The 12,115-nt window shown below is 66.5% G+C and carries 15 protein-coding genes; 5 read left to right on the top strand and 10 right to left on the bottom strand.

Features of this window, described 5'->3' with window-relative positions; translation table 11 throughout:
- Positions 1–116: 116 nt before the first annotated feature.
- The 3 genes from AC1DFC_RS08430 to AC1DFC_RS08420 form a co-directional block, all read right to left on the bottom strand.
- Positions 117–491 (bottom strand): TraR/DksA family transcriptional regulator, encoded by a 375-nt coding sequence (locus AC1DFC_RS08430; RefSeq protein WP_007827728.1) that lies wholly within the window; start codon positions 489–491, stop codon positions 117–119.
- Between the two features lie 51 nt (positions 492–542).
- On the bottom strand, positions 543–1,832 hold the full coding sequence (locus AC1DFC_RS08425) for a trypsin-like peptidase domain-containing protein (protein ID WP_007827726.1): 1,290 nt from the start codon (positions 1,830–1,832) through the stop codon (positions 543–545).
- A 229-nt stretch (positions 1,833–2,061) separates the two neighbouring features.
- Entirely contained in the window at positions 2,062–2,589 is a 528-nt protein-coding gene (locus AC1DFC_RS08420) for a flavodoxin family protein (RefSeq protein WP_478178961.1), read from the bottom strand.
- Between the two features lie 194 nt (positions 2,590–2,783).
- Between AC1DFC_RS08420 and AC1DFC_RS08415 the strand changes: the two genes are divergently transcribed.
- From AC1DFC_RS08415 to AC1DFC_RS08400, 4 genes are all read left to right on the top strand, one after another.
- Positions 2,784–3,206 carry a universal stress protein gene (locus AC1DFC_RS08415; RefSeq protein WP_007827722.1) on the top strand — a complete coding sequence of 141 codons (423 nt, stop codon included), beginning with the start codon at positions 2,784–2,786 and terminating at the stop codon, positions 3,204–3,206.
- Positions 3,207–4,649, top strand: coding sequence for a trypsin-like peptidase domain-containing protein (locus AC1DFC_RS08410; protein WP_007827720.1), 1,443 nt, complete (start codon positions 3,207–3,209; stop codon positions 4,647–4,649). It abuts the gene before it with no gap.
- Between the two features lie 10 nt (positions 4,650–4,659).
- Complete coding sequence (locus AC1DFC_RS08405) at positions 4,660–5,193, top strand: NUDIX hydrolase (protein WP_478178960.1); 534 nt, start codon at positions 4,660–4,662, stop codon at positions 5,191–5,193.
- A gap of 174 nt (positions 5,194–5,367) precedes the next feature.
- Complete coding sequence (locus AC1DFC_RS08400; RefSeq protein ID WP_478178959.1) at positions 5,368–6,093, top strand: hypothetical protein; 726 nt, start codon at positions 5,368–5,370, stop codon at positions 6,091–6,093.
- A gap of 116 nt (positions 6,094–6,209) precedes the next feature.
- Here AC1DFC_RS08400 and AC1DFC_RS08395 read toward each other — a convergent pair whose 3' ends face one another.
- The 7 genes from AC1DFC_RS08395 to mltG form a co-directional block, all read right to left on the bottom strand.
- On the bottom strand, positions 6,210–6,422 hold the full coding sequence (locus AC1DFC_RS08395) for a DUF4124 domain-containing protein (RefSeq protein WP_007827714.1): 213 nt from the start codon (positions 6,420–6,422) through the stop codon (positions 6,210–6,212).
- Positions 6,416–7,096, bottom strand: a complete 681-nt coding sequence (locus AC1DFC_RS08390) for an ankyrin repeat domain-containing protein (RefSeq protein ID WP_007827713.1) — start codon at positions 7,094–7,096, stop codon at positions 6,416–6,418. The genes AC1DFC_RS08395 and AC1DFC_RS08390 overlap by 7 nt, the downstream gene beginning before the upstream one ends.
- Positions 7,093–7,899, bottom strand: a complete 807-nt coding sequence (locus AC1DFC_RS08385) for a TatD family hydrolase (protein ID WP_007827710.1) — start codon at positions 7,897–7,899, stop codon at positions 7,093–7,095. Before AC1DFC_RS08385 ends, AC1DFC_RS08390 begins: the two co-directional genes overlap by 4 nt.
- 84 nt (positions 7,900–7,983) lie before the next feature.
- Positions 7,984–8,364, bottom strand: coding sequence for a PilZ domain-containing protein (locus AC1DFC_RS08380; protein ID WP_007827708.1), 381 nt, complete (start codon positions 8,362–8,364; stop codon positions 7,984–7,986).
- Positions 8,361–9,374 (bottom strand): DNA polymerase, encoded by a 1,014-nt coding sequence (locus AC1DFC_RS08375; protein ID WP_056518515.1) that lies wholly within the window; start codon positions 9,372–9,374, stop codon positions 8,361–8,363. Before AC1DFC_RS08375 ends, AC1DFC_RS08380 begins: the two co-directional genes overlap by 4 nt.
- Entirely contained in the window at positions 9,371–10,027 is a 657-nt protein-coding gene (gene tmk, locus AC1DFC_RS08370; RefSeq protein WP_413332652.1) for a dTMP kinase, read from the bottom strand. Before tmk ends, AC1DFC_RS08375 begins: the two co-directional genes overlap by 4 nt.
- Positions 10,024–11,049 (bottom strand): endolytic transglycosylase MltG, encoded by a 1,026-nt coding sequence (gene mltG / locus AC1DFC_RS08365; protein ID WP_007827703.1) that lies wholly within the window; start codon positions 11,047–11,049, stop codon positions 10,024–10,026. Before mltG ends, tmk begins: the two co-directional genes overlap by 4 nt.
- Positions 11,050–11,162: 113 nt before the next feature.
- Here mltG and ygfZ point away from each other — a divergent pair, with 113 nt between their 5' ends.
- Positions 11,163–12,089 (top strand): CAF17-like 4Fe-4S cluster assembly/insertion protein YgfZ, encoded by a 927-nt coding sequence (gene ygfZ / locus AC1DFC_RS08360; RefSeq protein WP_478178958.1) that lies wholly within the window; start codon positions 11,163–11,165, stop codon positions 12,087–12,089.
- The last annotated feature ends 26 nt before the right edge of the window (positions 12,090–12,115 follow it).

Genomic DNA, 12,115 nt, shown 5'->3' with positions numbered 1-12,115 from the left:
GAAGGAAAGCCGTTGTCTGACCGGAAGGAGAAGGGCACGAAAGCAAAGAAGTCAAAGAAGGAATGAAGGCCAGAACCCGCCGCCAGAACGACGGCGAGTGATGGATCTTCGCCCCTTCAGTGCCGGTGGCCTGTTTCCACGCTCGTCTGGCAGGCCGCGCACCGGACGGCGGTGGGCTGCGCGAACAGCCGCGCACGCGGAATCTCGGCACCGCAGTCTTCGCAGACGCCGTAGCGTCCGTCCGCCAGGCGTGCGAGCGCCAGTTCGATCGCTTCGAGCCTGGTGCGATCGATCTCGATCTCGGCCAGATGCACGTCGGCTGCGCGCTCCGCTTCGGCTTCGTCGGCATGGGTCGTCACTTCGCGACCGCCTCCGGATTCCAGGAGCTGGGCCGTGGGCACCGAGGCGCGGAGTTCGTCGAGAACCTGCCGCTTCAGCATGTCGAGCTGCAGATGAAGCGAGCGGCGGTCGGCTGCGTCGAGGTGTTTCATGGTGTGTCGTCCTTGAGATGCGATGGCTGCGATGGAGGTGTTGCGCCGCGGTCAGAGGCGGCCACGGCGCGAGGCCGGAAGGCGGATCGCCACATAGGCGAGCCGGCGGTCGCGCATCACCAGCAGCGCGACCGTGTCTCCGGGAGGCACCCGCGCAAGGCTTTGCTTGAAGTCCTCCGGGCGATAGAGCTTCGTTGTGTTCATGGCCACGACCACGTCTCCGGCACGGATGCCTTCGCTGCGCGCGAGGCCGCCGGCCTCACGCACCATCAGGCCGCTGTCGATGCGCAACTGCAGCCGCTGCGCGGGGGAGAGATCGCCCACGCTCAAGCCCAGGCCGTCGTTCCATTCGGGCGCCGCGGCCGCGAAAGAGGTGCCGGCGACGGCGGGTTGGACGACCAGCGCGACCTGGAGCACGCGGGCAGCGCCGCGTCGCCACACCTCGAGCTGCAGCCGACTGCCGGGCGCGTGTTGCGCAATCTGCTGCGGAAGATCGATGAAGTGCAATAGAGGCTTGCCGTCGAGGGCCAGCACCGCGTCTCCCTGCGCCAGGCCCGCAGCTTCCGCGGGGCTGCCCGCCTCGACGCGGACCACCAGGGCGCCGGCCGTTGTTGAAGCAGGCAGGCCGAAGGACTGGGCCAGCGCGGGCGTCATCTCCTGGAATTCGGCGCCCAGGTAGGCCCGCAGCACCGCTCCGTGTTCCTGCAGCTGGTTGGCGATGCGCATCGACAGGTTGATCGGCACCGCGAAAGACAGGCCCATGTAGCCGCCGCTGCCGCTGTAGATCATCGAGTTGACGCCCACGACCTCGCCGCGGCTGTTGAACAGCGGGCTGCCCGAGCTGCCCGGATTGATGGCGACGTCGGTCTGGATGAAGGGGATTTCGCCAGCGCCGCCCATGACGCGCCCGACAGCGCTGACGACGCCCGCCGTCACGCTGCCGTGAAATCCGAAAGGCGAGCTGATCGCAGCCACCCAGTCGCCGGGGCTGAGTGTCGAGGAGTCGCCGATGACGGCCACGGGCAGGGCGCTCGCATCGATCTTCAGGAGGCCGACGTCGGTGCGCTTGTCGACGCCGACCACGCGCGCCGTGAAGCGGCGCCCGTCGTCCAGCTGGACCTGGGCCTCGTCGATGTTCGTGACCACGTGGGCGCTCGTGAGGATCAGGCCGTCGCTGCGGATGATCACGCCCGAGGCGAGGTCGCGGATCTGGCTGATCCGCGCGCTCGCCGGCAGGGGCCAGGCCAGCCGGTCGGCGAAGTCGTGCTCCGGGGCGATTTCCAGTTCGATGTCTTCCGGGGTCTCGTCGCGTCCGATGCGCAGGGTGCTGATATCGACCACCGACTTGCTGCGACTTGCAACCAGGGACGAGAAGCCACTCGTGCCCGCCGCAACAGGCTCGGTCGCGGCCGCTATCTGTCCGCGAGGGGCCGAAGGAGGCACAGGTCTGGGCGCGGCGCAGGCACAGAGCAGCGAAGTGCCAGCGGCAAGCGTCCACGCGAGGTGGGCGGTGCGATGTATCACACCTGTCTGAAAGAGAAAATTGGCCACGTCGATCCGGACTCGGCCTTCAGATCGATTGCGGCGACAGCATCACGGGGCGCACCACTGCCTGCGAATCTTCGGCACTGCTCACAGCGCTGCCGAAGGCCTGCAGGCGGGCCGCACAACTGCCGTCGTCGACCTCGCGCATCGTGAGCGAGGAGCTCAGGATCGGCGCGCGGCCCAGGAGCTTGCCGATCTCGGCTGCAGCGTTCGGTGCTCCCTGTCCACCCATGACCGAGAGCACGGCGACATCGGGCAGCCGCTGGCGTTGGCGCGCGACGAAACTGCGCATGGGGCCGGCGAGTTGCAGCATCCAGATCGGCGACACCAGCACGACGGCATCGAAGTCGCTGGGCGGCGGACCGTCGTAGCGAATGGCGGGCTGTCGCCGGAAGAACGAGTCGAGCACGCAACGCAAGCTGCCGAGGGCGCCGCTGCGAGGGCGCACCTCGGTGACGTTCGCGATGTGCCAGTTCTGCTGGCTGCACAGGAGCTCCGCGACCCGGCGGGAAGTGCCCGTGTAGGAATAGACGATCACCAGGACGTTGTTCATGCTTGCCTCTGCTGCGTTCATGGACAGTCAATGTAGGCAGCGTCGGAAGCCGCGACCTTGCGCTGCATCAAGTACCGGCGGTGTCGCGCCGAGGTGCTGCGAGCCATCGGATTTCTTGATTTGGCGCAAGGCGAGGCGCCGGGTGCGCGAGGACCATCCTTGCACCGGGGAACGTCTCCGCCGAAGGAACCATCATGAAAATCCTGCTTGCCGTCGATGGCAGCGACTACACGAATCGCATGCTGTCCTACCTGACCACGCACAAGGATTGGGCGAATGCGGGCCACACCTTCACGGTCTTCCATGCGGTGCTGCCGGTGCCGCACCGTGCCGCGGCCTTCGCAGGGCCGGACATCGTGCACGGGTACTACGAAGACGATGCGCGGGTGGTGCTCGAGCCTGTGCGCGCGTTGCTGGCCAGGAACGGCATCGAAGCCCGCTTCGAGCACCGCATCGGCCACCCCGCCGAGGAGATAGCTTCGTTCGCGCAGAAGGGGCAGTTCGATCTTGTGATGATGGGTTCGCGGGGCCATGGCACCTTGACCAACCTGGTGCTGGGGTCGGTTGCCACCAAGGTGCTGGCTGCGTGCACGGTGCCGGTCTTGCTGGTGCGTTGAATGAGTGCCGCAACCCTGGCACGGGGCGTGATCGTGGCCGCCTTCGGTGCATTCGCGCTGGCGGGCGGAACGAGCACCTGGTCGCAGACGCGATCGTCGTGCCTTGAGCGCACGTCGTCGGGACTGCAAGGCTCTGATTTCGTGGCGGCCGCGGCGCGTCAGTCGCCTGCGGTGGTGAGCGTGACAGTCGCGGGCACGGGCAACGACTGGGTTGCCGCCAGCGATCAGCGCGCACCGACGCAATGGGGCCGCGGCGTGGAGCGCGGTTTCGCGTCGGGGTTCATCTTCCGCCGCGACGGCTACATCCTGACCAGTGCGCACGCGGTGACCGGTGCCCAGGCGATCTCCATCGTCACCGAGGACCAGCGCCGCTTCGATGCCGAGGTGGTTGGCATCGACCGCCGCACCGACGTGGCGCTGCTGCGGGTCGCGGCGTCCGACTTGCCGGTCGTCACCGTGGGCCGCAGCAGCGAGCTCTGCCCGGGCGAATGGGTCGCCGCGATGGGCGCCCCCTTCGGCTTCGAGCGCAGCGTGACCGCCGGCGTGGTGAGCGCCAATCCGCGTTACGTGTCAGGTGGGAGCGGGGTGCCGCTGATACAGACCGACGTCGCGCTCAACCCGGGCAACTCGGGCGGGCCGTTGTTCGACGAACGGGGCAGGGTGGTCGGCATGAACTCGATGGCCTACTCGCCCGGCGGTGGGTACTCCGGCATGTCGTTCAGCCTGCCGATCGACACGGCGATGCACATTGCGGACGAGCTTCGTATCACCGGGCGGGTGATGCGGGGGCATATCGGTGCCCGTATCCAGCCCCTGACCGTCGAACTCGCGCCGGCCTTCGGGCTCGATACCGCATTGGGGGCGCTGGTGGTGCGCGTCGACCCGGACAGCCCCGCCGAGCTGGCAGGGCTTCGCAGCGGCGACGTGGTGCTGGCCGTCGATGGCGCTGCCGCAATGCCCTATGCCGACATACAGGATCGTGTAGCCGGAGCCCGCAAGGGCAGCCTGCTCGCACTGAAAGTCTGGCGCCACAAGACGCCGTTGACGATGCAGGTAGGCGTGGCCGAAATCCCACCGGACCTCGCGCCCCGGCTGGCCGCACGTGCCTTGCCGCAAGAGACGCGCTTCGGGCTCGAACTCTCGGAGCGAAAGGGTGTGCTGGGCATCAGCCTTCTGGATCCCGGTCTCGTTGTGCAATCGGCCTCGGGTTCGGCTCAGCGGGCGGGATTGCGCTACGGCGACATGCTGATCGCGGTCAACGATGTGCAAGTGGCCGGCCTGGCGGATTTCGATGCGGCGATCCAGTCCATCAGAGAGAGCGACACCGTCGCTTTGCTGGTCATGCGCGGCTCGGCCCGCAGCTACGTGCCGATTCTTCCGCGCGGTCCGCAACGTGCCCCCGTGGCGCGAGGCGCGAGCGATGCCACCGTACGGATGCCGTGAGGCTTGTGCAATGGAAAAGTCGACCAGCTGTGGCGTTCTGGTGTTCGATGCAGCAGGGCAACTGCTGCTTTGCCATGCGACCGACAGCCGGTATTGGGACATCCCCAAGGGCGCAAGCGATGGGCAGGAGCAGGGCGCGCAGACCGCCGTGCGTGAGGCGTTCGAGGAATGCGGCCTCCGGTTGCTGCCTGCTCAGCTGAGGGAGATTGGACTTTTTCCCTACCGCCGGGACAAAGAGCTTCGGCTCTTTGCGGTGCTGGTGAGGCATTTCGGGGCGAAATCCTGCGTGTGTTCCAGCTTCTACATGGACCGCCGTGGACGACGTCGCCCCGAGATGGACGGGTTCCGCTGGGCCGCATTCGAGCAGTTGCCCCAGTTTTGCGCACCCAGTCTTGTCACAGTGCTGACGCAAGAGCTTTCTTTGGCCGGAATCCATGGGCAACTGCTCTACGAAGTGAGGCCGGTCGATGCAGTGCTTGCGCCGCGCGGGGGGCTCGGGATTGATCCTGCGCAAGGTCGGTCGCAGCCGCTCGCCCAAGAATGACCGCAGGCCATCCCATCCGCCCATCACGGGGTCGTCCCATGAACATCACTTTGAACGGAGCCCGTAAGCAAGCAGCAATCCCGTGTTGACGAGCGGTGCGCAAGCTGGTTGGGTGCCGGCCAACTACTTTGTCCCCCCGCAGTCCAATCCAACGGTCGAGCCAATAATCGCGTCATGACGATCAGTCCGTTGGAGGCTTACCTTGACCTGCAGTTGCGGTTCGCCGAACGCTATTGCGCGCTGACCGATGTCCCAGTTGCAGACGCGATCGGCAAATGCACGAATTTGCGTCGGAGATTCGGTCTTTGGGGGCCCGCGGGCGATCGCGCTTGGGCTGCATTCTTGCAAGAGATTCCGTCCTGCGCGCAACATCGCGATCTCTTGCGCCTGACGCTGAGCGCTGCAAGCGCCGCGCCCACAGTCCGGCAATCACCATTCGGATGCTTCAGCTACGACCCCGGCGGTGCAGACAGGACACTGCGACTTCACTTCATGCCGGATCCACGCCATCGGCGCAGCAGCCCTCTTGCTAGCAGTAGTACGCACGAGCGTCATGCGGAGTTGCGAGCACTGTTCGCAGAAGTTCGTCGGCAGCACCCCGACGTTCAACAGGTTCTCGGCTTCTCGTGGCTCTATCACACTCAAGCCTATACGCGGCTCTTCCCGCCGGCGTATGTCGAGTCGCTCGTACCCGCAGAGGGGCCGCTCCATTTGAACGGAAGTTCCATCTGGGGACAGGTCTTGAATCATCGCCATCAGTTGAAGCCCGGGGTCGCCGATCTTGTACTTGACGCACTTCAGCCGAGTACCGTTGATTTTCCGTGGCGGGCCTTTCCGCTGCAGCCGCTCGTCGCGTACTGCTCAGCGGAACACTTTTTCAACTGGTTCGCGGTGGAATGACGGACGCCCATGGCGATAGGGCGTTGACGACGAACTCATGGCGATCGGCCGTTATGATTTAACATAATGCACATTGTGTCTATTTCAGATGAACACAACGAGGCCCCCAGCCGGTATCAACGCTTCAGCGCGCTCCCCGAACCCCGGCCCTCGTAGTTCACGCCCTTCGTCTGCTTGACCTCGACCTTCTTCGCGTCCGGGCACGGCTCGTTCGAATAAGCGACCTTGCCGCCATGTACGCACTTGTAGATCGAGTGCTGCGCCATCGCGCCGGACGCGAAACCCATCAGTCCAAACGCCAGCAACATGGCGCCCGCCGGCTTCACCATTTGCCGTCCTTCGGAATCGCCTTGGGCGCATTGGCTTTGGCTGCCGCCGCCGCAGTGATCAACGACGCCGCTTCCGGACGGTTCGCCTTGTTGGCAAAGTCGACGGCCGTCATGCCCAGCTGGTTCTTCATCGTGGTGTCCGCGCCCTCGGCCAGCAGCAGCTTCACCGCCTCGCTCGAGCCGTACATCGCAGCCATCATCAGCGGCGTGGTGCCATTGGGCGATTGCGCGTCGATGAATGCGTAGTTGTCGAGCAGCACCTTCATGATGGTCAACTGGCCGCTGGTCGCGGCGTAATGCAGCGGCGTCCAGCCCGTTTTGTTGACCGCAGCGTCGCGCTTCAGCAGTTGCGTGACCAGGTCCTGCTGGCCCTTGATCGCGGCCAGCATCAGCGGGGTTTCGTCCTTGGCGTTGGCCAGGTCCACATTGGTCTGAGGCGACTCGATCAGCACCTGGATGACTTTCGGCGAAGGCTCACGCAATGCGATCAGCAAACCCGTCTGGCCGTGTTCGTCGCGCGTGTTCGGATCAAAACCGCGCTGCAGCAGCGTGCGCACGCCGCTGGCGTTGTCGCCACGCACGGCCCGGAAGAAGTCTTCGAACGAACCGGCATGCACTGAAAAAGATGCAGCAAAAACAATGAGATAAAGAGATTTTTTGATGTAGTTCTTCATGATTTAACGTCCCTGAACAACGTTTCGAAGTTGTCGCTCGTGGCTTTGGCGATGGCCTCCACGGGCACTTTTCGCAGTTCGGCGATCTGCCGTGCCACGAATGGCACGTACGACGGATTGTTGGTCTTGCCGCGGTACGGCACGGGCGCGAGGTAAGGGCTGTCGGTCTCGATCAGCATGCGGTCCAGCGGCACGAAAGCGGCTACGTCGCGCAGATCCTGGGCCTTCTTGAAGGTCAGGATGCCGGAGAACGAGATGTAGAAACCCAGATCGAGCGCCGCGCGCGCCACCTCGGCGGTTTCGGTGAAGCAATGGAACACGCCGCCGGCCGCATTGCCGGCGCCATCCTCGCCCTCCTCCTTGAGGATCGCCAGCGTGTCGGACGAGGCCTCGCGGGTGTGGATGATCAGCGGCTTGCGGGTCTGTTGAGCGGCGCGGATGTGCACCCGAAAGCGGTCGCGCTGCCATTCCATGTCGGAGATGCTGCGTCCGCCCTTGCGTTCCTCCATCTGGTAGTAGTCGAGGCCGGTTTCGCCGATGGCGACCACGCGGGGCCTGGCCGACAGCCGCACCAGGTCTTCCACGCTGGGCTCGGCGATGTCCTCGTTGTCGGGGTGCACGCCGACGCTGGCCCAGAAGTTGTCGTAGCTGGCGGCCAGCGCCTGCACGTCGTCGAACTCTTCAAGCTTGGTGCAGATGCAAAGCGCCCGGTCGACCTGCGCGGCGGCCATGGCGGCGCGGATCTGCGGCATCTGGTCCGCGAACTCGGGGAACGTGAGGTGGCAGTGGGAATCGGTGAACATCGGAAATGGTGAAGTGCGCGGCGCACTCCCTGGTGGGAGGTGGCGCCGTCGACGGAGTTCCGCGTCACGGGGACGGCGGAAAACTCAGATGGTTTGCGTGGGACGGTCGGAGGCCATCGAACCGCCCAGCGCAGCCTCGATGCGTGCCTTGAGCTGGCGCGATTTTTCGTCGGACGGAAACCGGATGCCCACGCCCGGTGCCCGGTTGCCTGCCGCACGCGATGGCGTGATCCAGGCGACCTTGCCTGCCACCGGATAGCGCTGCGGGTCTTCGGGCAGCGTCAGCAGCACATAGACATCGTCGCCGAGCCGGTATTCGCGCGTGGTCGGAATGAAGATGCCGCCTTCTGCGAACAAAGGGATGTAAGCCGCGTACAACGCGCCCTTTTCCTTGATGGCGAGTTGGATGACGCTCGGCCGGGCGGGCGTGGCGTTGGGAACGGCGGAGGCGACAGGTTGGTTCATGGGCGACGAGCGGCAGAGTTTAGGGTGGTTCGCGCTTCGCTCACAAGCGCTTCCAGCATGAGGCCCGCATTGAACGGGTGTTCCGCGGTTCTGGCGGCACTTGCCAACGACTTCGACCAGCGCGCCAGCGCCAGCCGCGACGGCGCGGCTGGCAGGTCGGCGGCATCGAAGAACCGGGGCGCGGCGCCATTGCCGACAGCCATCAGGTCGTGGCAAAGCTTCTGCAGCGCACCGACGGCCTGCGCCGGCGCGTGATCGGCCAGCGCGCCCACGTCGCCACGCGTCATGGCCTTGGGAAGCAAGGACCAGGCCTTGGGCGACTGACCCGAGCGCGCGAGCCGCAAGGCGTCGCTCGGCCGGCCGCCGGCGGCGCGCAGCAATGCGGCCGCATCGGCGGCGGGCACGTCCTGCGCGGCCAGCCAGGCTTCGGCCTCGGCGGTTTCAGGCCAGGGCAGCGTGAAGCCCAGGCAGCGGCTGCGGATGGTGGGCAGCAGTTGCCACGCGGCCTCGCTGGCGAGCACGAAGCGCACATCGCCGACGGGCTCTTCGAGCGTCTTCAGCAGCGCGTTCGCGGTGATGGTGTTCATGCGCTCGGCCGGATACACCAGCACCACCTTGCCACGGCCGCGCGCGCTGGTTCGCTGCGCGAAACCGACCGCATCGCGCATCGCCTCGACGCGGATCTCGCGGCTCGCCTTGCGTTTCTTGTCGTCGATGTCGGCCTGCGCCTTCTCGTCGAGCGGCCAGTTCAGTTCCTGCATGGCGACTTCGGGCATCAGCACGCACAGGTCGGCATGGGTGCGAACCTCGATGGCATGGCAGCTGGCGCAGTGGCCGCAGGCTGTGCCCTCCTGCGTCGGCTGCTCGCACAGCCATGCGGACGCGAGCGCCAGCGCGAGTTCGTACTGGCCGATGCCGGAGGGACCTTGAAGCAGCCAGGCATGGCCGCGCTGGCGCAGCAACTCCGTGAGCGGCTGGCGCAGCCAGGGGGACAGGGCCGGCACGCTCATCGGGCCGTTCCTCGGTTCAGCACGCCACGCGCCACCAATGCCGTTTCGACCTGCTGCCACACCTGGTCGCGGGCCTGGCTGGCATCGATGCGCACGAAGCGGTTCGCATCTGCGGCCGCGCGGGCCGCGTAGCCCTGGGCGACGCGGCTGAAGAATTCGACGGGCTGGGCTTCGAACTTGTCGGGCACGCGGGCGCCGGCCAATCGCTGCGCCGCGATCCCGGGCGCCAGGTCGAACCACAGCGTGATGTGCGGCTGAAGTGGCGCCGCCCTGCCCGCCTCCGCCTGCACCCATTGTTCGAGCGTCGACAGCACGGCTTGATCGAAGCCCCGCCCCGCGCCCTGGTAGGCAAAGGTCGCGTCGGTGAACCGGTCGCACAGCACCACGTCGCCGCGCGCCAGCGCCGGCTCGATGACCTGCGCGATGTGGTCGCGCCGCGCCGCGAACACCAGCAGCGATTCGGTCAGCGGATCCATCAGCTGCTCGAGGATCAACTCGCGCAGCGTCTCGGCCAGCGGCGTACCACCGGGCTCGCGCGTGCGCACGACCTCGCGGCCCTGCGCCCTGAACAGGGCTTCCAGCGCATCGAGGTGGCTCGACTTGCCCGCCCCGTCGATGCCTTCGAGCGTCAGAAACAGACCGTTGTCACTCATTGGGTCGCCTTCGGTTTGGAATCGCTGCCGCCCCCGCGCTGATAGCGGTTGACCGCGCGGTTGTGGTCGTCGAGCGAACTGCTGAATTGGCTTGTGCCGTCGCCGCGCGAGACGAAGTACAGCGACTTGCTCTGCGCCGGCTGCACCGCAGCCAGCAGCGCTGCCTTGCCGGGCATGGAAATCGGCGTCGGCGGCAACCCGCCGCGCGTATACGTGTTCCAGGGCGTGTCGGTCAGCAGGTCTTTCTTGCGCAGGTTGCCGTCGAAGGCGGTGCCCATGCCGTAGATCACCGTCGGGTCGGTCTGCAGCGGCATGCCGATGCGCAGGCGATTGGTGAAGACAGCCGCGATTTCCGAGCGGTCTTTGGCCTTGCCTGTCTCCTTTTCGACAATGCTGGCCAAAATAAGAGCCTCATCGGCCGATTTCAGCGGCAGATCGGAAGCGCGGGCGGCCCAGGCGGCTTCGAGCTTCTTGTCCATGGCCCGCATCGCGCGCTGCATCAGGGCGATGTCGGTCGAGCCTTTCGAGTAGGTGTAGGTGTCCGGAAAGAAACGCCCTTCCGGATGCAGGCCCGGCTTGCCCAGCCTGGCCATCAGCGCCTCGTCGCTCAGGCCCACGCTGTCTGGCTTGAGCTGGTCGGCCTTGGCGAGCGCGGCGCGCACCTGGCGGATGTTCCAGCCCTCGACCAGCACCAGGCTGCGCGTGGCTTCCTCGCCGCGCACCAGAATGTTGAGCAGCAGCTTGGGCGAGACGCCGCGTTCCAGCTCGTAGCTGCCGGCGCGCATCTGGCGGTCTTGTCCCGAGATGCGGAACCACAGGTAGAGCAGCTGCGGCTGCACGTCGACGCCCGTGTCGGCCACGGCTTGTGCGATGCCGCGCGGCGTGGTGCCGGGCTCGACAGACAGGTCGACGCTGGGCGCCGGCAGCTTGAGCGGCTGGTGCACCCACCAGAGACCGGCGCCGCCGAGCGCGAGCGCGATCAGGGCAGCGAGCAGGAAAAGCGTAAGGAAGAAGCTGCGCACGGATCCGATATGGGGAAGACGGAAAAAGCCGGAGAAAACCGATGGATTCGCAGGCTGCAGGGAAGGAGCCCCTGCCGCCCCGAAGGAACAGGCCCGGCCATGATAATTCAGCGATGACCACAGTCGTTCTCAATGGCGTGACCGCCCTCTCCCACCTCGGTGTGATCCGTGCCGAGGGCCCGGACGCCGCAAGCTTCCTGCACGGCCAGCTCACCCAGGACTTCTCGCTGCTCGGGGCCTCCAACGCCCGGCTGGCTGCGCTGTGCACCGCCAAGGGCCGTGTGATCGCGAGTTTCATCGGCATCAAGCCGCAACCGGAGCTGATCCTGCTGGTGTGCAGCCGCGACATCCTGGCCGCGACGCTCAAGCGCCTGTCGATGTTCGTGCTGCGCGCCAAGGCCAAGTTGACCGACGCCACCGAGCAGTTTGCGCTGTATGGCCTGGCTGGCACCGCCCTGACCGGCAACGGCCTCGACGCCGCCGCTTCGCCCGGCAAGCGCACGGCCGTCGGCGAAGACGCCAGCGCCGTGTCGCTGTATCCGGCCGACGGCGTGCCACGTGCGCTCTGGATCGCGCCGGCCGGCCACGCCGCACCCACGGGCCCCGCGCTAGATGCCGCCCTGTGGCAGTGGAGCGAGGTGCGCAGCGGCATCGTGACGCTGACCACGCCGATCGTCGACGCCTTCGTGCCGCAGATGATCAACTACGAATCGGTCGGCGGTGTGAACTTCAAGAAAGGCTGCTACCCCGGCCAGGAAGTGGTCGCGCGCAGCCAGTTCCGCGGCACGCTGAAGCGGCGCACCTACCTCGTGCAGGCCGATGCGCCCGTCTCCGCCGGACAGGAGGTGTTCGCGGCCGCCGATGCCGAGCAGCCCGTGGGCATCGTGGCGCAGGCCGCGCCGGCGCCCGGGGGCGGCTGGTCCGCGCTGGTCTCGATGCAGATCACGGCGCTCGAGGCCGGTGGCCTGCACGCGGGCGCGGCCGACGGCCCGGCACTCACGGTCGATCCGCTGCCCTACCCCCTGCTCGAGGACATCTGAGTCTCCCATTCCCCCAACGCCCTTGA

It is taken from the genome of Variovorax sp. 10L421 (assembly GCF_056395365.1).
The sequence above is the reverse complement of the archived record's forward strand: the minus strand, read 5'-3'. Positions and strand labels throughout refer to the sequence as shown.

Bases quoted from the DNA above. Each gene is read 5' to 3' on its own strand.
- AC1DFC_RS08430 (WP_007827728.1), bottom strand. From the start codon at position 491: ATGAAACACCTCGACGCAGCCGACCGCCGCTCGCTTCATCTGCAGCTC.
- AC1DFC_RS08380 (WP_007827708.1), bottom strand. From the start codon at position 8,364: ATGAACCAACCTGTCGCCTCCGCCGTTCCCAACGCCACGCCCGCCCGG.
- AC1DFC_RS08400 (WP_478178959.1), top strand. From the start codon at position 5,368: ATGACGATCAGTCCGTTGGAGGCTTACCTTGACCTGCAGTTGCGGTTC.
- AC1DFC_RS08405 (WP_478178960.1), top strand. From the start codon at position 4,660: ATGGAAAAGTCGACCAGCTGTGGCGTTCTGGTGTTCGATGCAGCAGGG.
- AC1DFC_RS08385 (WP_007827710.1), bottom strand. From the start codon at position 7,899: ATGTTCACCGATTCCCACTGCCACCTCACGTTCCCCGAGTTCGCGGAC.
- AC1DFC_RS08390 (WP_007827713.1), bottom strand. From the start codon at position 7,096: ATGAAGAACTACATCAAAAAATCTCTTTATCTCATTGTTTTTGCTGCA.
- AC1DFC_RS08395 (WP_007827714.1), bottom strand. From the start codon at position 6,422: ATGGTGAAGCCGGCGGGCGCCATGTTGCTGGCGTTTGGACTGATGGGT.
- ygfZ (WP_478178958.1), top strand. From the start codon at position 11,163: ATGACCACAGTCGTTCTCAATGGCGTGACCGCCCTCTCCCACCTCGGT.
- AC1DFC_RS08375 (WP_056518515.1), bottom strand. From the start codon at position 9,374: ATGAGCGTGCCGGCCCTGTCCCCCTGGCTGCGCCAGCCGCTCACGGAG.
- AC1DFC_RS08420 (WP_478178961.1), bottom strand. From the start codon at position 2,589: ATGAACAACGTCCTGGTGATCGTCTATTCCTACACGGGCACTTCCCGC.
- AC1DFC_RS08415 (WP_007827722.1), top strand. From the start codon at position 2,784: ATGAAAATCCTGCTTGCCGTCGATGGCAGCGACTACACGAATCGCATG.
- tmk (WP_413332652.1), bottom strand. From the start codon at position 10,027: ATGAGTGACAACGGTCTGTTTCTGACGCTCGAAGGCATCGACGGGGCG.
- AC1DFC_RS08410 (WP_007827720.1), top strand. From the start codon at position 3,207: ATGAGTGCCGCAACCCTGGCACGGGGCGTGATCGTGGCCGCCTTCGGT.